This window comes from Geodermatophilus sp. URMC 65 (genome assembly GCF_053502545.1).
On record NZ_CP199954.1, the window covers coordinates 3840298 to 3860937 of the forward strand.

Sequence of the window (20640 nt, forward strand, 5' to 3'; positions counted from 1 at the left end):
CTAGCGCGCAGTCCCTCCCCGACTGCGCGCAGACCTCCCGTTCCCGGGGGGTCTTTTTGCTTTCCGGGCACGCCCGGCCGACCACCCGACCCAGGAGCTCTCGTGGCCACCGACCTCGACTTCCACGTCTTCGACACCACGCTGCGCGACGGCGCCCAGCGCGAGGGCGTGAGCTACTCCGTCGCCGACAAGCTGGCCGTCGCCCGGCTGCTCGACGAGATCGGCGTCGGCTTCATCGAGGGTGGCTGGCCGGGCGCGCTGCCCAAGGACACCGAGTTCTTCGCCCGCGCCCGCACCGAGCTCAAGCTGCGGCACGCCCAGCTGGTGGCGTTCGGCTCCACCCGCAAGGCCGGCGTCCGCGTCGAGGACGACGCCCAGGTGCGCGCGCTGCTCGACGCCGGGACGCCGGTGGTCTGCCTGGTGGCCAAGTCCGACGTCCGGCACGTGCGCGAGGCGCTGCGGACGACGCTCGAGGAGAACCTGGCCATGGTGCGCGACACCGTGGAGTTCCTCGTCGCCCAGGGCCGGCGGGTGTTCGTCGACTGCGAGCACTTCTTCGACGGGTACGCCGCCGACCCGGACTACGGCGTCGAGGTGCTGCGGACGGCGTTCGCGGCCGGCGCCGAGGTCGGGGTCATGTGCGACACCAACGGCGGGATGCTGCCGATGGGCGTGGGCCGGGTCGTCGCCGACGTCCGCGCGCGGGTCGAGGGCCGCCTGGGCATCCACTGCCAGGACGACACCGGCTGCGCCGTCGCCAACAGCCTGGCCGCCGTCGAGGCCGGCGTCACCCACGTGCAGGGGACGGCGAACGGCTACGGCGAGCGCGCCGGCAACGCCGACACCTTCGCGCTGATCGCCAACCTGGTCACCAAGATGGGGCTGCCGGTCGTCCCGGAGGGCTGCCTGACCGAGCTGCAGCGGGTCAGCCACGCCATCGCCGAGCTGGCCAACATCGCCCCCGACGAGCACCAGCCCTACGTCGGCTCCTCGGCGTTCGCGCACAAGGCCGGCCTGCACGCCAGCGCAATCAAGGTCAGCCCCGAGCTGTACAACCACCTCGACCCGGAGCTCGTCGGCAACGACATGCGCATCCTGGTCACCGAGATGGCCGGCCGGGCGTCGGTGGAGCTCAAGGGCCGCGAGCTCGGCGTCGACCTCGACGGGCACACCGACGTCATCGGCCGGGTCGTCGACCGGGTCAAGGTGCTCGAGGCCGGCGGCTGGTCGTTCGAGGCCGCCGACGCCTCCTTCGAGCTGCTGCTGCGCGCCGAGCTGCCCGAGGCACCGCCGCCGCTGTTCGAGCTGGAGAGCTACCGGACCTCCGTCGAGCACTGGGGCAACGGCCAGGTCATGAGCGAGGCCACGGTGAAGGTGCACGTCGACGGGCAGCGGGTCATCAGCACCGGCGAGGGCAACGGCCCGGTCAACGCGCTGGACAACGCGCTGCGTCAGGCGCTGGTCAGCCGGTACCCGCAGCTGGCCGACGTCTCGCTGGCCGACTACAAGGTCCGCATCCTGGGCTGGAAGGGCGGCACCAGCGCCACGACCCGGGTGCTCATCGACAGCACCGACGGGGTGGGGGAGTGGACCACCGTCGGCGTCCACGACAACATCGTCGAGGCCTCCTGGCACGCCCTGGTCGACGCCCTGACCTACGCCGTCCGGCACCGCTGACCGATCCGCCACGCGATGTGCGTCCGCGGCGCGTTCCCGGCCGGGAACGCGCCGCGGACGCACAGCACCGTCAGCAGTGCTCGTACTCGTCGAGGCGCCACCACATCGCCAGCGCCATGGCGGGCAGCATCAGCACGTGCCCGGCGGTGAAGAGGGTCCCGCCGGAGATCGCGCCGACCCAGTAGGGCACCAGCAGGACGGCGAACGGCACGTACATCGCCGCGGACATCTCCGCGATCGCGGGCCACGAGTGGCCGCGGAAGCGCATCCAGGCGGCCATCGCGACGGCCATGTTGGTGGCCATGACCACGGCGTGCACGTCGACCCGGTCGTCCACGCCGGGCCAGAGGAGGGCCTCGACCGGGCCGAGAACCGCCATCCCGACCACCATCGCGACGACCATCTCGAGGTAGTGGCGGACGAGGTGCCAGGTGCGCCGGCCGCGGCTGTGCGTGTGCTGGGGAGGGGTCTGCGTCGTCATGCCGCACAGCGTCGGGCGCCGCGCCGTCCCTGCCAGGTGCCGGTGGTCACGGTCGCCGGTCACGTCCCGGCATGACCCCTCAGAGCAGGTCGAGGGCCCGGGCGCGCAGCGCCGCCTGGGTGCGGTCCCGGGCCCCGAGCTTGCCCAGCACGTTGGTCACGTGGTTCTTGACCGTGCCCTCGGCCAGGAACAGCGCCGCCGCGATCTCCCGGTTGCTGCGGCCGTCGGCCAGCAGCCGGAGCACGTCGAGCTCGCGGTCGGACAGCGGCACGACCAGCGGTTGCGGCCGGGACCGCGGGGCGTCGTCCAGCTGCGCGAAGCGGGCCACCACCTTGGCTGCCACCGAGGGCTGCAGCACCGACTCCCCGCGCGCCGCCGACAGCACCGCCTCGACCAGGCGGTCGGAGGAGACGTCCTTGAGCAGGTAGCCCAGCGCGCCGGCCCGCAGCGCGGCGAAGACGTCCTCGTCGTCGTCGAAGGTCGTCAGCGCCAGCACCCGCACACCGGGCTGCTCGACCTTGAGCCGCCGGGTCGCGGCGATCCCGTCGAGCACCGGCATGTGCAGGTCCATGAGGACGACGTCGGGCTGCAGCGCGGCCGCCCGCTCCAGCGCCTGGTGCCCGTTCCCGGCCTCCCCGACGACCTCGACCTCGGGCCGGGCGCCCAGCAGCGTGGCCAACGCCTCGCGGAACAGCGCCTGGTCATCGACGACCAGGACGCGGACGGCGCTCATCCCGGCACCTCCACCAGCAGCTCGGTGCCCCCACCCGGGGCCGGTGCCACGACCAGCTGCCCGCCGGCGCGCGCCGCCCGCTCCCGCAGCCCGACCAGCCCGAAGCCGCGCGGGTCCGCGTCGTGCCCACCGGCCGGCAGGCCGCAGCCGTCGTCCCGCACGCTCAGCCGCACCGTCCCGTCGTCGCCGTAGGTCAGGGTCACCCGGGCCGAGGTCGCCGCCGCGTGCTTGCGGACGTTGGTCAGCCCCTCCTGCGCCGACCGGAACAGGGACTCCTCGGCCTCCCCGGGCAGCCGCCGCTCGGTGCCGACGACCTCGAGCGTCGCGGGGACGCCGGCCGCGGAGACCTCCGCGGTCAGCGCCTCGAGCGCGGCGCGCAGCGGCGGCGACGTCCGGGGCTCGCGCAGCGTGGCCACCGACCGGCGGACCTCGGCCAGCGCCTCGCTGGCCTGCTGCTGCGCCTTGGCCAGGACCTCGTCGGCGCGGCGCGGGTCCGACGACAGCACGGCCCGGGCGGCCTGCACCTGCATCTGGACGACGGTCAGGTGGTGGCCGAGACCGTCGTGGATGTCGTGCGCCAGCCGGTTGCGCTCCCGCGTGGTCGCCAGCTCCTCCGCCTGCGCGGCGTACCCGCGCAGGCGCTCGTTGGCCTCGGCCAGCTCGGCCCGGGCCTGCTGCTCCCGCTGGAGCAGTGCGGTGACGACCGCGGTGAAGACCGCAGCGCCCAGCATCCCGAGGCCGTTGCGCGCGAAGTCGGCCCAGCCCATCCCGGCGTGCACGAGGGGGACCAGTGCCGTGACCACGGCGGCGGCGGGCAGCGGCAGGAGCAGCACGCTCTGCGCGACCAGGACGAGCAGCAGCAGGGTCGCCCCCACCCCGGCGTGTGCCGCGCCGAACAGGAGCGCGCCGAGGGGGAGCTGGAGGCACACGTGCCCGGCCGTCAGCCAGTACCGGCGGGGCACCGGCTGACCTGCCAGCCAGGGGAGCGCGACGAGCGCGTGCGCCGCGAACGTCGCACCGAGGGCGACGGCGAGCAGCGGGTGCGGGTCGTCGGTCGCCTCGACCACGACCGTGAGCAGCGCGAGGCACGTCAGCGCCGCGAGAGCGCGGGTCACGCGATCACTCTCGCAGGTGCAGCAGCGACGGCGCGGAGGACGACGCGTCCCCCGGGAGCGGCGACCCCGCGGCGGCTAGCCCCTGGGCTGGACCTCGCCCATGGGACCGAAGCCGCTGACCTCCGGGGCGTCGATGTAGATGATCTGCGGCTGCTCGGCGACCAGGTCGGACATCCAGTCGAAGGCGGCCTTCGCGTGCGGGGTGGCGACGTGCGAGGCGCCGGCCTCGGAGTCCCGGAAGCCCTCGATGCAGACGAAGGTGTTCGGGTCCTCGACGCTGCGGGACCACTCGAAGAACAGGCTGCCCTCCTCGGCGTTCACGGCCCGGGCGTACTCGTCGGCGTGGGTCCGGAACTCGTCGATGCGGTCGGGCCGGACGGGCATCTTGATGACGATCAGGATCATGTCGGTCTCCTCTGTCAGGACTCGGTCACAGGGGATCGAGGCGGCGGCGCAGGAGGCAGAACTCGTTGCCCTCCGGGTCGGCCAGCACGTGCCAGCTCTCGGCGCCGGACTGCCCCACGTCCGCCCGGGTGGCTCCCAGGGCGAGCAGCCGCTCCAGCTCGGCGTCCTGGTCGCGGTCGGTGGGGCTGACGTCGACGTGCAGCCGCACCTTGCCCGGTGTCGGCTCGGCCACCGGGCCGAAGACGAGCGTCGGCGCCGGACCGCCGAAGCCGGCGACGGGACCGATCTCCACGCTGCCGTCCTCCTCCCGACCGAGGACCTCGTACCCGAGGACCTCGGCCCAGAAGGCCGCCAGCGCCTCCGGATCGCGGCTGTCCACCACGAGCTCCGAGAAACGGCAGGCCATGGGGGCACGGTAGGTCCTCCTCGGCACGGGCGCGCGCAGAGCGGCGACTAGCCTCGGAGCGTGCGCATCGTCCGCTTCGCCTCGCCCTCGGGCATGTCCTTCGGCGTCCTCGACGGCGACGGCCAGGTCGCCCAGATCGAGGGCCACCCGTTCGGCACCATCTCCTTCACCGGCCAGCGCTACGCGCAGGCCGACGTGCGGCTGCTCTCCCCGATCCTGCCGAGCAAGGTGGTGGCCGTCGGCAAGAACTACGCGGCGCACGTCGAGGAGATGGGCACCGGCGACGCCCCGGCGCAGCCGCTGCTGTTCCTGAAGCCGTCGACGACGGTCATCGGCCCGGGCGACGCCATCCGCATCCCGCCGGGCAGCACCAACGTGCACCACGAGGTCGAGCTGGCCGTCGTCATCGGCGCCCGCGGCGCCCGCCACGTCACCCCGGAGCAGGCGCTGGGCAGCGTGTTCGGCTACACGATCGCCAACGACGTCACCGAGCGGGACATGCAGGCCGGCGACGGGCAGTGGACCCGCGCCAAGGGCTTCGACTCCTTCTGCCCGCTGGGCCCGTGGATCGAGACCGACCTCGCCGGCCTCGGCAAGGACCCCGCCGACCTCGAGGTCACCTGCACGGTGGACGGCGAGCTGCGCCAGTCCGGCCGCACCAGCCAGCTGCTCTTCGGGATCCCGACGCTGGTCTCCTACATCTCGCAGGTGATGACCCTGCTGCCCGGCGACGTCGTGCTCACCGGCACCCCGTCCGGCGTCGGCCCGATCCGGCCCGGCCAGCGGGTCGAGTGCGCCATCGAGGGCCTGGGGTCCCTGGTCAACGGCGTCAGCGGCGCCGACACCACCTCCACCGCCGGCGGCCTGCGGTGACCGGCGTCCGCACCCGGTTCTGCCCGTCGCCGACGGGCACGGTGCACGTCGGCCTGCTCCGGACGGCGCTGTTCAACTGGGCGCACGCCCGGCACACCGGCGGCACCTTCGTCTTCCGCATCGAGGACACCGACGCCTCCCGCGACTCCGAGGAGTCCTACCGGCACCTGCTCGACAGCCTGCGCTGGCTGGGCCTGGAGTGGGACGAGGGCCCGGAGGTCGGCGGTCCGCACGGGCCCTACCGGCAGTCCGAACGGCACGAGGTCTACCGCGAGGTCGCCCAGAAGCTGCTGGCGGCGGGGCACGCCTACGAGTCCTTCTCCACCAACGAGGAGGTCGAGGCCCGCCGGCTGGCCGCGGGGCAGGACCCGAAGCTCGGCTACGACAACGCCGACCGGTTCCTCACCGACGAGCAGAAGGCGGCCTTCCGCGCCGAGGGCCGCGAGCCGGTGCTGCGGCTGCGGATGCCCGACGAGGACCTGGCCTGGACCGACCTGGTCCGCGGGGAGATCCGCTTCGCCGCCGGCTCCGTGCCCGACTTCGTCATCGTGCGGGCCAACGGGGTGCCGCTCTACCCGTTCGTCAACCCGGTGGACGACGCCCTCATGGGCATCACCGACGTCCTGCGCGGGGAGGACCTGCTGCCCTCCACGCCGCGGCAGCTGGCGCTCTACGGCGCGCTGACCGACATCGGCGTCGCCTCCGGCACGCCGCGCTTCGGCCACCTGCCCTACGTCACGGGGGAGGGCAACAAGAAGCTCTCCAAGCGCGACCCGCAGTCCAACGTCGACGTCTACCGCGAGCGCGGCTTCGTCCCCGAGGGCTTCGCCAACTACCTGGCCCTGCTGGGCTGGTCGATCGCCGAGGACCGCGACGTCTTCTCGATGCAGGAGATGGTCGAGGCCTTCGACGTCACCCGGGTCAGCGCCAACCCGGCCCGCTTCGACCTGAAGAAGGCCGAGGCGATCAACGCCACCCACCTGCGCGCGCTGCCGGTGGGGGACTTCACCGAGCGGGTGGTGCCCTTCCTCGCCCGCGCCGGCCTGGTCGCCGAGCCGCCGACGGCCGAGCAGCGGCGCGTCCTCGAGACGATCGCCCCGCTGGCCCAGGAGCGCATGATCGTCCTCTCCGACGCCGTGGGGCTGCTCGGCTTCCTGTTCGTGGACGACGTCGAGGTCGACCCGGCGGCCGCGGCCAAGCAGCTGGCCGGCCCGGAGGCGGCCGAGGTGCTCGACGCCGCGCAGGCCGCGCTGCGCGAGCTGCCCGAGTGGACGACGCCGGCCATCGAGTCCGCGCTCAAGGAGGCGCTCGTCGAGGGGCTGGGCCGCAAGCCGCGCCAGGCGTTCGGCCCGGTGCGCGTCGCCGTCAGCGGCCGCACGGTGTCACCGCCGCTGTACGAGTCCATCGAGCTGCTGGGGCGCGAGCGCACCCTCGCCCGCCTCGCCGCGGCGCGGGCCGCCGTCCCCGGGTGACCGGATGAGCGCAGCGGGACCGCCCGGCTGGGCCGTGCCGGACGACGAGCCCTACACCGGGCCGCCGCCGACCGGGCCCTACGGAGCGCCGCCGTACGTCCCCGGGGCGCTGTACGGCGTGCACGCGGGGACGGCGGTCGGGCCGGTCCCGTGGCCGCTCGGACCGGTGCCGCTGCAGCCGGGGCCGCACACCGTCCCGCCGTGGGGACCGCCACCCGGTCCGCCGTGGGTGCCCCCGCCGGGGATGCGGTGGCAGCTGCCGCCGGGCACCCCGCCGCACGACGAACCGGTCGAGTACCTGCAGGTCATGCGCTCGCGCGACGGGCACTGGTGGCGGCCGCTGCTGGGCCTGCTGCTGTTCACGGCGGTCTACCTCGTGGCGACCGCGGTGGTGCTGATCGCCGGCTTCGCGGCCGGGGCGCTGCCGGACCCCACGGCCATCGACCCGACCGACCTCACCGACCCCGCCCTGCTGCTGCTCACGAACGTCTCACTGATCGTCGCCATCCCCTGCGTGTGGCTGTCGTGGGTGGCCGCGCACGGGATGAGCATCGGCTGGTCGTCCTCGGTGCTGGCCCGGCTGCGGTGGCGGTTGCTGGCGCCGTACACGTTGCTGGCGCTGCCCACGCTCGCTGCGGGGCTCCTGCTGAGCGTCCTGCTGGGCTTCGTGGCCGGGGAGTGGGAGGCCACCGGCCCGGTCGACGGGTTCGGGTGGCTGCTGCTCGTCGTGCTGCTGACCACGCCGTTGCAGTCGGCCGCGGAGGAGTACGTGTTCCGCGGGTACCTCAGCCAGGCGATCGCCGGATGGGTGGGCCGGCCCCGCGCGGGCGCGGTGGTAGCCGCGGTGCTGACCGCCGCGCTGTTCTCGGCGGCCCACCTGCCGCCCGACGTCTGGACGTTCCTGGACCGGTTCGCCTTCGGGCTGGCGGCCTCGGCGGTCGTCTGGCTGACCGGCGGCCTCGAGGCGGCGATCGTGCTGCACGCCGTCAACAACGTGGTGGTCTTCCTGCTGGCCGGCTCGCTGGGGGAGGGCGTGGCCACCGACGCCGTCCCGGCCGGGACCGGCGTGCTCGTGGTGCTCATCGACCTGCTCGCCATGGCCGCCTACGTCGGCCTGGTCCTGCGTACCCGCCGGTGGCTGCGGCCGGAGGTGCGGACCGCCGCGCTCGACCTGCGACCACCGTCACCGAGGGGGGTGCCCGGACCACCCCCGGGCATCGGGTATGGTGTTGTGCAGCGCCGCGAGGTGCAGCACCACCCTTGGGGTATGGGGTAATTGGCAGCCCGACGGTTTCTGGTTCCGTTAGTCTAGGTTCGAGTCCTGGTACCCCAGCGAGGAAGCTGTCTGCCTGCAGACACAGATCCTCAGCACCACCCGCACGGCCCCGTCGTCTAGCGGCCCAGGACGCCGCCCTCTCACGGCGGTAGCGAGGGTTCGAATCCCTTCGGGGCTACAGCGAGCGAGAGCCCCCGGCCTCCCGGCCGGGGGCTCTCGTCGTCTCCGGGGCCGCCCCCCCGGTGGGCGGGCCCCCGACGGCGCGTGGCACCATGGGAGTGCACGGCCCCGTCGTCTAGCGGCCCAGGACGCCGCCCTCTCACGGCGGTAGCGAGGGTTCGAATCCCTTCGGGGCTACAGCGAGCGAGAGCCCCCGGTCACCTGACCGGGGGCTCTCGCCGCTCCGGTGCCCGCCGCCCTGCCGTGGGCGGCCGCGCGCCGCTCGCCCACCACGAGCCGCGCTCCCCTCCCGCTCCGGGAACAGAGACCGACTGGTCTCCGGCCCGTCCGCAGGACTAGCGTCTGGGAGCCGCTCACGCACCGTCACGGGCGGCGGGGAGGCTGGGGCAACGTGATCCGGACGAGTCGTCGACTGGCCGACGGCCGGGAGATCCTCTACTTCGACGACGACCGGAGCACCGAGCCGCGCGACGCGGTGGACCCCCGCGACCTGCCGCCGGTCAGCACCCGTTCCCAGCTGCGTCACGACGTGCTGCTCGACGAGTGGGTGGCCATCGCCTCGCACCGGCAGTCGCGCACGTTCCTCCCCCCGGCCGACCAGTGCCCCCTCGACCCCTCGCGGCCAGGGCACCCGACCGAGATCCCCGAGGCCGACTACGAGGTCGTCGTCTTCGAGAACCGGTTCCCGTCGCTGGCCACCTCGGTCGACCGCGACGTCCGGCCGACGGTGCCCGGTGGCGGCCCGGCCGGACTGCGCCCCGGGTTCGGCCGGTGCGAGGTCGTGGTCTTCACCAGCGACCACGACCGGATCTTCGCCGAGCTGGGGGCTGGACGCGCACGGCTGGTGGTCGACGTCTGGGCGGAGCGGACCGAGGCGCTGGGCTCGATCCCCGGGATCGAGTACGTCTTCTGCTTCGAGAACCACGGGGAGGAGATCGGGGTGACCCTCTCGCACCCGCACGGGCAGATCTACGCCTACCCGTACCTGCCGCCGCGGACGGAGAAGATCCTCGCCTCCGTCCGGCGGCACAGGGACTCGACGGGAGGTGACCTCTTCGCCGAGGTCGTCGCCTCCGAGCGGTCCGGCCCGCGGGTGGTCACCGCCAACGAGCACTGGACGGCGTTCGTGCCGGCGGCGGCCCGCTGGCCCTACGAGGTGCAGCTGTTCCCCCACCGCAGGGTGCCCGACCTACCGGCGCTCACCAGCGAGGAGCGCGACGCCTTCGTCGCCGTCTACCTCGACGTGCTCGGCCGGTTCGCCCGGCGGTTCGACACCCCGATGCCCTACATCGCCTCCTGGAACCAGGCACCCGTGCACACCGGCCGGGAGGACTGGTGGCTGCACCTGCAGGTCTTCTCGATCCGCCGGGCACCGGGCAAGCTCAAGTACCTGGCCGGCTCCGAGTCCGGCATGGGCGCCTTCGTGACCGACACCAACCCCGAGGACGTGGCCGAGCAGCTGCGGGCGGTGCGGTGACGGCGGCGGAGGTGGCCGCCAAGGCGTTCGCCGAGGCGTTCGGCGGGGCGCCCGAGGGCGTCTGGGCCGCACCGGGCCGGGTGAACGTCATCGGCGAGCACACCGACTACAACGACGGCTTCGTGCTGCCGGTGGCGCTGCCGCAGACCACCCGCGCCGCGGTCGCCCGCCGGGACGACGGGCTGGTCGCCCTCGTCTCCGCGCAACACCCCGACGACCGGGTGGAGGTGCCGGTCGCCGAGCTCGCGCCGGGGCGGCCCGGTGGCTGGGCGGGCTACCCGGCCGGCGTCGTCGACGCGCTGCGCGACCGCGTGCCCGGCGGGGTGAGCGTGCTGGTCGACGGCGACGTCCCGGCGGGCATGGGGCTGTCGTCGTCCGCCGCGCTGTCCTGCTCGGTGGCGCTGGCACTGCGTGACCTCGCCGCCCCCGACCTCGCCGTCGCCGACCTGGTCGACGTGGCACGGCGGGCGGAGAACGACTTCGTGGGCGCGCCCACCGGCATCCTCGACCAGTCCGCGTCACTGCTGTGCACCGCCGGGCACGCGTTGTTCCTCGACACCCGCGACCGCAGCACCGAGCAGGTGCCGCTGGACCTGCGGGCGGCCGGGTTGGAACTGCTCGTCGTCGACACCGGGACGACGCACGACCACGCCACCGGCGGCTACGGCGACCGGCGCCGCGAGTGCGAGCAGGCCGCCGAGCGGCTCGGCGTGCGCGCGCTGCGCGACGTCCCCGACGTCGCCGCGCTGGCACCGCTGGACGACGGCACACCCGAGGGCCAGGTGCTGCTGCGGCGGGCGCGGCACATCGTCACCGAGAACGCCCGCGTGCTCGAGGTGGTGCGGATCCTGCGCGCGACCGCCGACCCCGGCGCGATCGGGCCGGTGCTCACCGCCGGGCACGCCTCGCTGCGCGACGACTTCCAGATCTCCACCGTCGAACTCGACACCGCCGTGGACACCGCGCTGGAGGCCGGCGCGGCCGGCGCCCGCATGGTCGGCGGCGGCTTCGGTGGCAGCGCCGTGGTGCTGGTCGACGCCGACCGCACCGACGACCTCGCGCGGGCGATCACCGATCGCTTCGCGCAGCAGGGCTTCACCCCTCCGCGGGCCTTCGCGGTCGTGCCCTCCGCAGGTGCCCGGCGCCTGGCCTGACCCACACGCCCCCACAGGAGGTCCCAACCCGTGGATGCGCTCCGCCTCGACGCCTCGTTCGTCGACTACCTGCTGGTCATCGTCTACTTCGCGGTCGTGCTGATGATCGGCCTGGCCGCGCGTCGGCGGGTCTCCGACAGCCTCGACTTCTTCCTGTCGGGCCGGTCGCTGCCCGCGTGGGTGACCGGGCTGGCCTTCATCTCCGCCAACCTCGGTGCGGTCGAGATCATCGGCATGTCCGCCAACGGCGCGCAGTTCGGCATGCCGACCATGCACTACTTCTGGGTCGGCGCGGTCCCGGCCATGCTCTTCCTGGGCGTGGTGATGATGCCCTTCTACTACGGGTCGAAGGTGCGCAGCGTCCCGGAGTTCATGCGGCGCCGGTTCGGCACCGGTGCGCACCTGGTGAACGCGCTGTCGTTCGCGCTGGCCCAGATCCTGATCGCCGGCATCAACCTGTTCCTGCTGGCGACCATCGTCGAGTCGCTGCTCGGCTGGCCGCTGTGGGTCTCGCTGATCGTCGCCGCGGCCGTCGTCCTCAGCTACATCACCCTCGGCGGGCTGTCGGCGGCCATCTACAACGAGGTCCTGCAGTTCTTCGTCATCGTCGCGGCGCTGCTGCCGCTCACCCTGATCGCCCTGCACCGGGTCGGCGGGATCGGCGGTCTGGTCGACCGGGTCACCGCGGCCGGCAACGAGGAGCAGCTGCGGTCCTGGCCCGGCACGGAGCTGTCCACCTTCGAGAGCCCGGTGTGGTCGGTCATCGGGATCGTGTTCGGCCTCGGTTTCGTGCTCTCGTTCGGCTACTGGACGACGAACTTCGTCGAGGTCCAGCGCGCGATGGCGACCAAGTCGATGTCCGCGGCCCGGAGCACGCCGATCATCGGGTCGTTCCCGAAGATGTTCGTGCCGTTCATCGTGGTGATCCCGGGCATCATCGCCGGCGTCCTGGTGCCGGAGATCCAGCAGCTCAAGGCCGGGCAGAGCAGCGAGCTCCAGTACAACGACGCGATGCTCGCGCTGATCCGCGACGTGCTGCCCAACGGCCTGCTCGGCGTCGCCATCGCCGGCATGCTGGCCGCGTTCATGGCCGGCATGGCCGCCAACATCTCGGCCTTCAACACGGTCTTCAGCTACGACCTGTGGCAGACGTACGTGAAGAAGGACGAGCCGGACCACTACTACCTGCAGGTCGGCCGGTGGGCCACCGTCGGTGCGACGGTCGTCGCCATCGGGACGGCGCTGATCGCCTCCGGCTACAGCAACCTGATGGACTACCTGCAGACGCTGTTCGGCTTCTTCAACGCGCCGCTGTTCGCCACGTTCATCCTCGGCATGTTCTGGAAGCGGATGACCGCGACCGCGGGGTGGGCCGGCCTCGTGTCCGGCACGCTCGCCGCCGTCCTCGTCGCCTTCCTCAGCGAGGACGCGTTCGGCACGGCGTCGGTGGGCGTGATCCCGCTCAGTGGTCAGGGCGCGAGCTTCGTCGCCGCCAGCGCCGCGTTCGTCGTCGACATCCTCGTCAGCGTCGCGGTCTCCCTGGTGACCCGCCCGAAGCCGGTGGCCGAGCTCGCCGGGCTGGTCTACTCCGAGACGCCGCGCGAGCAGCGCACCGACCCCGACGCCCACCGGCTGCCCTGGTACCAGTCGCCGACCAAGCTGGCCGGGATCTCCCTGGTCCTGGTGATCATCCTCAACGTCATCTTCCGATGACCGCCGCACTACGGAGGAGCCGCACGTGAGCAACACCGGACAGCAGCCCCGGCCACACCGCGCGGGGGCCTTCGACGTCCGCAACGTCATCGCCGGCCTCATCGGCTTCTACGGCGTCGTGCTGGTCCTCATGGGGCTGTTCGGCAACTCGGCCGACGACCGGGCCAAGACCGACGGCTTCAACGCCAACCTGTGGGTCGGCATCGCCATGCTGGTGTTCGCCGCGGCGTTCGGACTGTGGTCGCGGCTGCGCCCCGTGGTGGTCGACCCGGGCGCCGACGTCGCGGGGGACGAGGACCGGCCCGTCGGGCACTGAAGGAGGACCCCGTCCTCCTCACCGCTCGCGAGCTCGCGGCGAGCCTCTGGACGGGGCCGGCGGGGTCCGGGAAGGGACCGCGTCCGGTCACTCGAGGACGGTCACCGGCACGCGCTGCACCAGGTTGTTCGCCATGCCCTGCCGGTTCCAGACCTGCTCGGTGGGCTGACTGCCCTCGGCGTCGGTCGCCCGGACGAGCAGCTCCCAGGCGCCCGGTTCCGCCGTCCACGGGTACTGCCAGGCCCGCCACGCGAAGGGGTGCGCCGGGTCGGGCGGGGCGAGCTCGGCGGGCGACCAGGTGACCCCGCCGTCCGTGCTGACCTCGACGCCGGTGACCGGGGCCCGCCCGGACCACGCCCGCCCGGTCAGCGTCACCGGTCCGGGGCGCAGGAAGCGCTCGCGGGTCATGAAGTCCGGCCAGCCGGGCGGGCTGAGCAGCACGCGGGGCGCGATCCGGGTGACCGGCTCGCCGATGTCGCCGGCGTCCACCTTGAGCCGGTAGGCCGTGGCGTTCTGGAAGCCGTCGAAGGGCCGGTCGAGGACCTCGACCCGGGTCAGCCACTTCACGTGCGCCATGCCGTACCAGCCGGGCACCAGCAGCCGCAGCGGAGCGCCGTGCTGGGGCGGCAGCGGCACGCCGTTCATCGCCCAGACCAGCAGCACCTCCGGGCGCATCGCCTCGGCCAGCGGCAGGCCACGCGCGTAGTCCTGCTCGACGCCGCGCTCCACGCCGTGGTCGGCGCCGGTGAAGACGACGTCGACCGCCCCGTCGGCGATCCCGGCCTCCTCGAGCAGCGGGGCCAGCGGCGTGCCGGTCCACTCGGCGGTGCCGACGGCCTCCAGCAGCCACGGCTGGCTCACCGGCCGCGGCTCGTAGCGGGCCCGGCCGTTGCCGGCGCACTCGAGCAGCACCCGGGAGGTGACGGCGGGACGGCGCTGCAGGTCCTCCAGCGTGAGTCGCAGCGGGCGGTCGACGGCGCCGCCGACCTGCAGCGACCAGGTGGCCGGGTCGACGGCGGGGATGTCGTAGTGGGTGAGCACGTAGTGCAGCCCCGGTGGCGTGACGTCGTAGCGCAGCGCCTCCAGCGGCATCCCGTGGTTGCGGGTGGCCAGGGCCAGCTCGTCGAGGCCTATGCCCTCCCCGGGCTCGGCGATCCGGGCGCGGCCGCGGTGGGTGGACTCGGTGGTGGTCATGGCCCCAGTCTCGACCGGGGGACCGGGGAGGGGAACTGCCCGGACGCTCGGGTGGTCAGGCGGCCGGCCGGGCCGCCGGCGAGGAGAGGCGAGGCGAGGCTCCACGCCCCCGTCCGAGTCGATCATGGGCTTCTGGCAGGCGACCCGCGCAGACACGCCGCGGGGCCCTGCACCAAGCCCATGATCACGACGGTGGCCCCCCGCGTCGCCGCGCTCGCGAGGAGTGGGGAGGACGGGATCCCTCCTCAGCGGGCGGCGCGCGAGATGGCGCCGGCGGCCTCGAGCACCGCGCCCACCACCTCCGGGGCGGGACGGCGGCCCAGTCGCTCGACCGGCCCGGAGATGGAGACCGCGCCCAGCACCCCGCCCGCCGCGTCGCGCACCGGTGCCGACAGCGACGCGACCCCGGGCTCGCGCTCGGCGATGCTGTGCGCCCAGCCCCGGCGGCGGACGTCGAGCAGCGTGCGGGCGGTGAAGCTGGCGCTGGGCAGCAGCGGGGTGACCTCGTCGGCGGGGGCGAAGGCGAGCAGCGCGTGCGCGGCCGAGCCCGCCGTCATCGGCAGCCGCGCCCCGACCGGCACGGTGTCGCGCAGCCCGTGCGCCCGCTCGGCGGCGGCCACGCAGACCCGGCTGGCGCCGTCCCGGACGTAGAACTGGGCGCTCTCCCCGCTGGCGTCCCGCAGTGCGACCAGGGGCCGGCCGGCCAGCTCGGCGAGGTCGGCCACCCCGCGGCCGAGCTCGGCCAGCGCCGGGCCGGGCGCCCACGCGCCGGCCGGCGTGCGCCGGACCAGGCGGTGTCCCTCGAGGGCCACGGCCAACCGGTGCGCGGTCGCCCGGGGCAGCCCGGTGCGCTCGACGAGCTCGGCGAGGGTCGCGGGCTCGGCGGTCACGGCGCGGAGGATGGCCACCGCTTTGTCCAAGACGGCGACGGGGTTAGGCTGTCCCACACAGCAATACTCGCATCCCACAGCGTGAGATGGCCAGCCCGGTCGTCCGCACCGGAGCGAGCCCCGACCCCGGAGGGACCAGCCGTGCCGAAGACCCTGGCGGAGAAGGTCTACGACGCCCACGTCGTGCGCAGCGCTGCGGGCGAGCCGGACCTGCTCTACATCGACCTGCACCTGGTGCACGAGGTGACCAGCCCGCAGGCGTTCGACGGCCTCCGCGCCGCCGGCCGCACGGTGCGCCACCCCGAGCTCACGATGGCGACCGAGGACCACAACGTCCCGACGCTGGACATCCTCAAGCCCATCGCCGACCCGGTCAGCCGCGCGCAGGTCGAGGCGCTGCGCGCGAACGCCGCCGAGTTCGGCATCCGCCTGGCCCCGATGGGCGACCGCGACCAGGGCATCGTGCACGTCATCGGCCCGCAGCTGGGGCTGACCCAGCCGGGCATGACCATCGTCTGCGGCGACAGCCACACCTCCACGCACGGCGCGTTCGGTGCGCTGGCGTTCGGCATCGGCACCAGCGAGGTCGAGCACGTGCTGGCCACGCAGACCCTGCCGCAGTACCGGCCCAAGCAGATGGCCGTGACCGTCGACGGCGTGCTGCCCGAGGGGGTGTCCTCGAAGGACGTCATCCTGGCCGTCATCGCGGAGATCGGCACCAACGGCGCCGCGGGCCACGTCATCGAGTACCGCGGCAGCGCCATCGAGGCCCTCTCGATGGAGGCCCGGATGACGATCTGCAACATGTCGATCGAGGCCGGCGCCCGCGCCGGGCTGATCGCCCCGGACCGGACCACCTTCGACTTCCTGCAGGGCCGCCCGCACGCCCCGCAGGGCGCCGACTGGGACGCCGCCGTCGAGTACTGGGAGACCCTGCGCACCGACGAGGGCGCGGTCTTCGACACCGAGGTCGTCATCGACGCCGCCGAGCTCACACCGTACGTCACCTGGGGCACCAACCCCGGCCAGGGCCTGCCGATCGCGGAGTCGGTGCCGGACCCCGCGGCCATAGCCGACGAGGGCCAGCGCCGTGCCGCCGAGCAGGCGCTGGCCTACATGGGGCTGGCCCCCGGCACGCCGCTGCGCGAGATCGAGGTCGACACCGTCTTCCTGGGATCGTGCACCAACGGCCGCATCGAGGACCTGCGCATCGCGGCCGAGCTGCTGCGCGGCAGGAGGATCGACGCCAACACCCGCATGCTGGTCGTCCCCGGGTCGGTCGGCGTCAAGCTGCAGGCGGAGGCCGAGGGCCTGGACCGGGTGTTCACCGAGGCCGGCGCCGAGTGGCGCGGCGCGGGGTGCTCGATGTGCCTGGGCATGAACCCCGACCAGCTCAAGCCGGGGGAGCGGTCGGCCTCGACCAGCAACCGCAACTTCCAGGGCCGGCAGGGCAAGGGCGGGCGCACCCACCTGGTGTCCCCGTCGGTCGCCGCGGCCACCGCGCTGACCGGGAAGCTGACCGCCCCCGCCGACCTGGCCGACGCCCCCGTCCCGGCCGCCGTCTGACCCGCACTGGAGCCCTGAGAGCCATGGACGCCTTCACCACGCACACCGGCACCGCGGCCCCGCTGCGGCGCAGCGCCGTCGACACCGACCAGATCATCCCGGCCGAGTACCTGAAGCGGATCACGCGCACCGGGTTCGAGGACGGCCTGTTCGTCGCCTGGCGCAGGAACGAGCCGGACTTCGTGCTCAACCAGCCTCAGTACGCCGACGCGACGGTCCTCGTGGCCGGCCCCGACTTCGGCACCGGCTCCTCCCGCGAGCACGCCTGCTGGGCGCTGCTCGACGGCGGGTTCCGCGTGGTCATCAGCTCCCGGTTCGCCGACATCTTCAAGAACAACTCGACCAAGTCCGGGCTGCTCACCGTCGTCCTGCCCCAGGCCGAGGTCGAGGCGCTGTGGGCGGCGGTGGAGGCCGACCCCACCACGCAGGTGACCGTCGACCTGCAGGAGCGGCGCGTCTCCTACGGCGAGCACAGCGTGCCGTTCGAGATCGACGACTACACCCGCTGGCGGCTGCTGGAGGGCCTCGACGACGTCGGGCTCACCGAGCGGCACCTGGCCGACATCGAGGCCTTCGAGGCCCGCCGTCCGGCCTGGCTGCCCAAGGCGCTACCGGCCCTGCCGGCGTAGGCGCAGCCCCACGAGGACCCACCGGGGGACGTCGTCCGACGTCCCCCGGTGGCCTTCAGCGCAGGCCGGTGGAGGCCGGGTCCTCGGCGGCGTCGGCCGAGAAGGCCCGGTAGTAGTCGGCCGACAGCGCGCCCGGTCGCCCGCCCAGCACCCACGTGCTGCCCTTCGCCGCGGGCGGCTGCAGCGCGCCGGGAACGCCGGCGAAGCGGACGCCGAGGGCCGCCAGCACCGACGGGATCGCCCCGCCCTGGCTGCAGACGACGGCCACCCCCGGCTCCTCACGCGGGCCGAGCAGCCGCTGGACCGCGGCGAGGGCCGCCTGCGGATCGGCGGCGAACTCCTCCTCGCCGAGCTCGGGCAGCGAGCCGATGTCCTGGCCCAGCCGGGCGGCCAGCGGCTCGAGGGTCTGCCGGCAGCGGACCCGCTCGGCGGTGAGCAGCTCCGCGGGGGCGAACAGCGGGAGCACCTGCGCCAGCCGCGCCGCCTGCCGGTGGCCCCTGCCGTCCAGCGGACGCAGCTCGTCGGGGCCGTCCCAGTCGGACTTGCTGCCGGCCTTGGCGTGCCGGATCAGCAGCAGGGAGGGCTGGCGGGGGACGTCGGTCCGCGCCAGGTCGGCCAGCACGGCGCGGTCGTGGGCGTGGCTGACCAGCCCGCAGGCCTCCTCGACCGGCAGCCAGCGCAGCTCGTCGACCTCGTCGTTGGGTTCGAACGCCCCGCCGACCACCCGCATCAGCCAGTAGTCGACCCGCTTGGGACCCTCCGCGACCTCGTACTCGGTGCGCACGCTGCGCCGTCCGACGACGACGTCCAACCCGGTCTCCTCGACCACCTCGCGCACCGCCGTCTCCAGCAGGTGCTCGCCCTCGTCGGGCTTGCCCTTGGGCAGCGACCAGTCGTCGTACTTCGGCCGGTGCACCAGCGCGGTCTCGATGCCGCCGTCCGCGGGGCGCCACAGGGCACCGCCGGCGGCGCGGACCACACCGCCGATCTCAGCCGGCATGGTCCACCGCCGCCGCCATCAGCGCGGCCTGGTAGTCGTGCTCGCCGGTGCGGGTCCAGGCGCCGTCGCTGCCGAGCTCCCAGCAGCGCACGCCCTCGGCCATCGCGGCGTCGAAGGTGTGCTGCAGCTGCCGCTCGGCGGTGTCGTCGCACACCCGCAGCAGCACCTCGACGCGGCGGTCGAGGTTGCGGTGCATCAGGTCGGCGCTGCCGATCCACCACTCGTCCTCGCCGCCGCCGGCGAACCACATCGCCCGCGAGTGCTCCAGGAAGCGGCCGACGATCGAGCGCACCCGGACGTTCTCCGACATGCCGGGGACCCCGGGGCGCAGTGAGCAGATGCCGCGGATGAGCAGCTCGACCGGGACGCCGGCCGCCGAGGCCTCGTAGAGCGCGTCGATCATCTCCTCGTCGACCAGCGAGTTCACCTTGATGCGGATGCCCGAGGGCCGGCCCTCGCGCGCGTGGCGGGCCTCCCGCCGGATCTTCTCCACCAGCCCGGGACGGACGCCGTGCGGGGCCACCATGAGCCGGCGGTACGTGGTCTGCCGCGAGTAGCCGGTGAGGGTGTTGAACAGGTCGGTGAGGTCGGCGCCCACCCGGGGGTCGGCGGTGAGGATGCCGAGGTCCTCGTAGAGCCGCGCGGTCTTCGGGTTGTAGTTGCCCGTGCCGATGTGGCAGTAGCGGCGGATCACGCCGCTCTCCCGGCGCACCACCAGTGCCGTCTTGCAGTGGGTCTTGAGCCCCACCAGCCCGTAGACGACGTGGCAGCCGGCCCGCTCCAGCGAGCGGGCCCAGCTGATGTTGGCCTCCTCGTCGAAGCGCGCCTTGATCTCCACCAGGACGACGACCTGCTTGCCCGCCTCCGCGGCGTCGATGAGCGCGTTGACGATCGGGGAGTCACCCGACGTGCGGTACAGCGTCTGCTTGATCGCCAGCACGTTCGGGTCGGCGGCCGCCTGTTCGATGAAGCGCTGCACGCTGGTCGCGAACGAGTGGTACGGGTGGTGGACGAGCACGTCGCCCTCCCGCAGCGTCGCGAACACGCTCTTGGGCGTCTCGCCCTCCGAGAGCCGCGGGTGGGTGGCCGGCACGAACGGCTCGTCCTTGAGCTCCGGCCGGTCGAGGCCGTAGAGCTCCCACAGCGCGCCGAGGTCGAGCAGGCCGGGCACGTGGACGACGTCGGAGCCGTCCACCTCCAGCTCGCTCGTGAGCACGTCGAGGATCCGCGGGTCCATCGGCTCGGCGACCTCCAGCCGCACCGCCGGGCCGAAGCGGCGACGGGCCAGCTCGCGCTCCAGGGCCTGCAGCAGGTCCTCGTCGCGGTCCTCCTCGACCTCCAGGTCGGCGTTGCGCGTCACCCGGAACAGGTGGTGGTCGATGACGTCGAGGCCCGGGAACAGCTGCTGCAGGTGCGCGGCGATGAGGTCCTCGAGCGGCAGGAACATGGCGTCGCGGTCGGAGCTCGCCACCCGGACGAACCGGGGCACGTTGTTGGGCACCTTGAGCCGGGCGAAGCGCGGCGCACCCGTGTCGGGGTCGCGCACCTGGACGGCGAGGTTCAGCGACAGCCCGCTGATGTAGGGGAAGGGGTGCGCCGGGTCGACCGCCAGCGGGGTCAGCACCGGGAACACCTGGTCGCGGAAGTACTCCCGCAGCCGCTTGGCCTCGTGCTCGGCCAGCTCGCCCCAGTGCACGATCCGGATCCCGGCCTCCTCCAGGCGCGGGGAGATGTCCTTGGTGAAGACGTCGGCGTGCCGGTGCACCAGGTCGCGCGTCCGCTCGGTGACCCGCGCCAGCTGCTCGCGGATGGTCAGCCCGTCGGGGGAGCGCACCGTCAGCCCGGTGCTCTGCCGGCGCTTCAGGCCGGCGATGCGGACCATGTAGAACTCGTCGAGGTTGCCGGCGAAGATCGCCAGGAACTTCGCCCGTTCCAGCAGGGGCAGCGAGTCGTCCTCCGCCAGCTCCAGCACACGGGCGTTGAAGTCCAGCCACGACAGCTCGCGGTTGATGTACCGGTCGGCGGGAGCGCCGGGTCTGGTCGGGGGCACGGACTCATCGTGCCGCAGTCCGCTGGCCGGTGG

At 73.6% G+C, this 20640-nt stretch carries 19 protein-coding genes and 3 tRNA genes; 13 read left to right on the forward strand and 9 right to left on the reverse strand.

The features are described 5' to 3' along the window. Positions 1-102: 102 nt before the first annotated feature. Positions 103-1677 (forward strand): citramalate synthase, encoded by a 1575-nt coding sequence (gene cimA / locus ACWIX7_RS18595; protein ID WP_448617900.1) that lies wholly within the window; start codon positions 103-105, stop codon positions 1675-1677. A 70-nt stretch (positions 1678-1747) separates the two neighbouring features. Here the strand turns inward: cimA and ACWIX7_RS18600 are convergent, their stop codons facing one another. The 5 genes from ACWIX7_RS18600 to ACWIX7_RS18620 all read right to left on the reverse strand — a co-directional run bounded on the left by ACWIX7_RS18600 (position 1748) and on the right by ACWIX7_RS18620 (position 4817). After that, positions 1748-2158, reverse strand: coding sequence for a hypothetical protein (locus ACWIX7_RS18600; protein WP_448617901.1), 411 nt, complete (start codon positions 2156-2158; stop codon positions 1748-1750). Between the two features lie 79 nt (positions 2159-2237). Continuing rightward, the gene (locus tag ACWIX7_RS18605) at positions 2238-2891 is read right to left on the reverse strand and encodes a response regulator (RefSeq protein ID WP_448617902.1); all 654 of its coding nucleotides are present in this window, start codon (positions 2889-2891) and stop codon (positions 2238-2240) included. After that, positions 2888-4006 (reverse strand): sensor histidine kinase, encoded by a 1119-nt coding sequence (locus tag ACWIX7_RS18610; protein WP_448617903.1) that lies wholly within the window; start codon positions 4004-4006, stop codon positions 2888-2890. The genes ACWIX7_RS18605 and ACWIX7_RS18610 overlap by 4 nt, the downstream gene beginning before the upstream one ends. Before the next feature lie 75 nt (positions 4007-4081). After that, positions 4082-4411: a putative quinol monooxygenase gene (locus ACWIX7_RS18615; RefSeq protein ID WP_091212526.1), complete on the reverse strand. Its 330-nt coding sequence runs from the start codon at positions 4409-4411 to the stop codon at positions 4082-4084. Between the two features lie 25 nt (positions 4412-4436). Then, positions 4437-4817 carry a VOC family protein gene (locus tag ACWIX7_RS18620; protein WP_448617904.1) on the reverse strand — a complete coding sequence of 127 codons (381 nt, stop codon included), beginning with the start codon at positions 4815-4817 and terminating at the stop codon, positions 4437-4439. A 60-nt stretch (positions 4818-4877) separates the two neighbouring features. Between ACWIX7_RS18620 and ACWIX7_RS18625 the strand changes: the two genes are divergently transcribed. The 10 genes from ACWIX7_RS18625 to ACWIX7_RS18670 all read left to right on the forward strand — a co-directional run bounded on the left by ACWIX7_RS18625 (position 4878) and on the right by ACWIX7_RS18670 (position 13278). Beyond that, positions 4878-5690 carry a fumarylacetoacetate hydrolase family protein gene (locus tag ACWIX7_RS18625; protein ID WP_448617905.1) on the forward strand — a complete coding sequence of 271 codons (813 nt, stop codon included), beginning with the start codon at positions 4878-4880 and terminating at the stop codon, positions 5688-5690. After that, positions 5687-7162, forward strand: coding sequence for a glutamate--tRNA ligase (gene gltX, locus ACWIX7_RS18630; RefSeq protein WP_448617906.1), 1476 nt, complete (start codon positions 5687-5689; stop codon positions 7160-7162). Before ACWIX7_RS18625 ends, gltX begins: the two co-directional genes overlap by 4 nt. A 4-nt stretch (positions 7163-7166) precedes the next feature. Continuing rightward, on the forward strand, positions 7167-8438 hold the full coding sequence (locus tag ACWIX7_RS18635) for a CPBP family intramembrane glutamic endopeptidase (RefSeq protein WP_448617907.1): 1272 nt from the start codon (positions 7167-7169) through the stop codon (positions 8436-8438). After that, positions 8424-8495 (forward strand) — tRNA-Gln (locus ACWIX7_RS18640). The genes ACWIX7_RS18635 and ACWIX7_RS18640 overlap by 15 nt, the downstream gene beginning before the upstream one ends. A gap of 48 nt (positions 8496-8543) precedes the next feature. After that, positions 8544-8616 (forward strand) — tRNA-Glu (locus tag ACWIX7_RS18645). Between the two features lie 106 nt (positions 8617-8722). Continuing rightward, positions 8723-8795, forward strand: a tRNA-Glu gene (locus ACWIX7_RS18650). A 214-nt stretch (positions 8796-9009) separates the two neighbouring features. Continuing rightward, complete coding sequence (galT, locus tag ACWIX7_RS18655; RefSeq protein ID WP_448617908.1) at positions 9010-10095, forward strand: galactose-1-phosphate uridylyltransferase; 1086 nt, start codon at positions 9010-9012, stop codon at positions 10093-10095. After that, positions 10092-11249 carry a galactokinase gene (gene galK / locus ACWIX7_RS18660; protein WP_448617909.1) on the forward strand — a complete coding sequence of 386 codons (1158 nt, stop codon included), beginning with the start codon at positions 10092-10094 and terminating at the stop codon, positions 11247-11249. Before galT ends, galK begins: the two co-directional genes overlap by 4 nt. A 30-nt stretch (positions 11250-11279) precedes the next feature. Beyond that, positions 11280-12962, forward strand: coding sequence for a sodium:solute symporter family protein (locus tag ACWIX7_RS18665; protein WP_448617910.1), 1683 nt, complete (start codon positions 11280-11282; stop codon positions 12960-12962). 25 nt (positions 12963-12987) lie between these two features. Then, on the forward strand, positions 12988-13278 hold the full coding sequence (locus ACWIX7_RS18670) for a hypothetical protein (protein ID WP_448617911.1): 291 nt from the start codon (positions 12988-12990) through the stop codon (positions 13276-13278). Between the two features lie 87 nt (positions 13279-13365). Here ACWIX7_RS18670 and ACWIX7_RS18675 read toward each other — a convergent pair whose 3' ends face one another. Together ACWIX7_RS18675 and ACWIX7_RS18680 are read right to left on the reverse strand one after the other, a co-directional pair. Continuing rightward, positions 13366-14472 carry a sulfite oxidase gene (locus tag ACWIX7_RS18675; protein ID WP_448617912.1) on the reverse strand — a complete coding sequence of 369 codons (1107 nt, stop codon included), beginning with the start codon at positions 14470-14472 and terminating at the stop codon, positions 13366-13368. 245 nt (positions 14473-14717) lie between these two features. After that, positions 14718-15440, reverse strand: coding sequence for an IclR family transcriptional regulator (locus tag ACWIX7_RS18680; protein WP_448617913.1), 723 nt, complete (start codon positions 15438-15440; stop codon positions 14718-14720). Positions 15441-15503: 63 nt separating this feature from the next. Between ACWIX7_RS18680 and leuC the strand changes: the two genes are divergently transcribed. Together leuC and leuD are read left to right on the forward strand one after the other, a co-directional pair. After that, positions 15504-16928: a 3-isopropylmalate dehydratase large subunit gene (gene leuC, locus ACWIX7_RS18685; protein ID WP_448617914.1), complete on the forward strand. Its 1425-nt coding sequence runs from the start codon at positions 15504-15506 to the stop codon at positions 16926-16928. Positions 16929-16951: 23 nt separating this feature from the next. Then, entirely contained in the window at positions 16952-17557 is a 606-nt protein-coding gene (leuD, locus tag ACWIX7_RS18690; protein ID WP_448617915.1) for a 3-isopropylmalate dehydratase small subunit, read from the forward strand. A 55-nt stretch (positions 17558-17612) separates the two neighbouring features. On the opposite strand, the gene ACWIX7_RS18695 is transcribed toward leuD, so the two are convergent. Continuing rightward, a complete protein-coding gene (locus ACWIX7_RS18695) occupies positions 17613-18557 on the reverse strand; it encodes an NUDIX hydrolase (RefSeq protein WP_448617916.1) in 945 nt (314 codons plus the stop codon). Further along, the gene (locus ACWIX7_RS18700) at positions 18547-20607 is read right to left on the reverse strand and encodes an RNA degradosome polyphosphate kinase (RefSeq protein ID WP_448617917.1); all 2061 of its coding nucleotides are present in this window, start codon (positions 20605-20607) and stop codon (positions 18547-18549) included. The genes ACWIX7_RS18695 and ACWIX7_RS18700 overlap by 11 nt, the downstream gene beginning before the upstream one ends. Between the last annotated feature and the right edge of the window lie 33 nt (positions 20608-20640).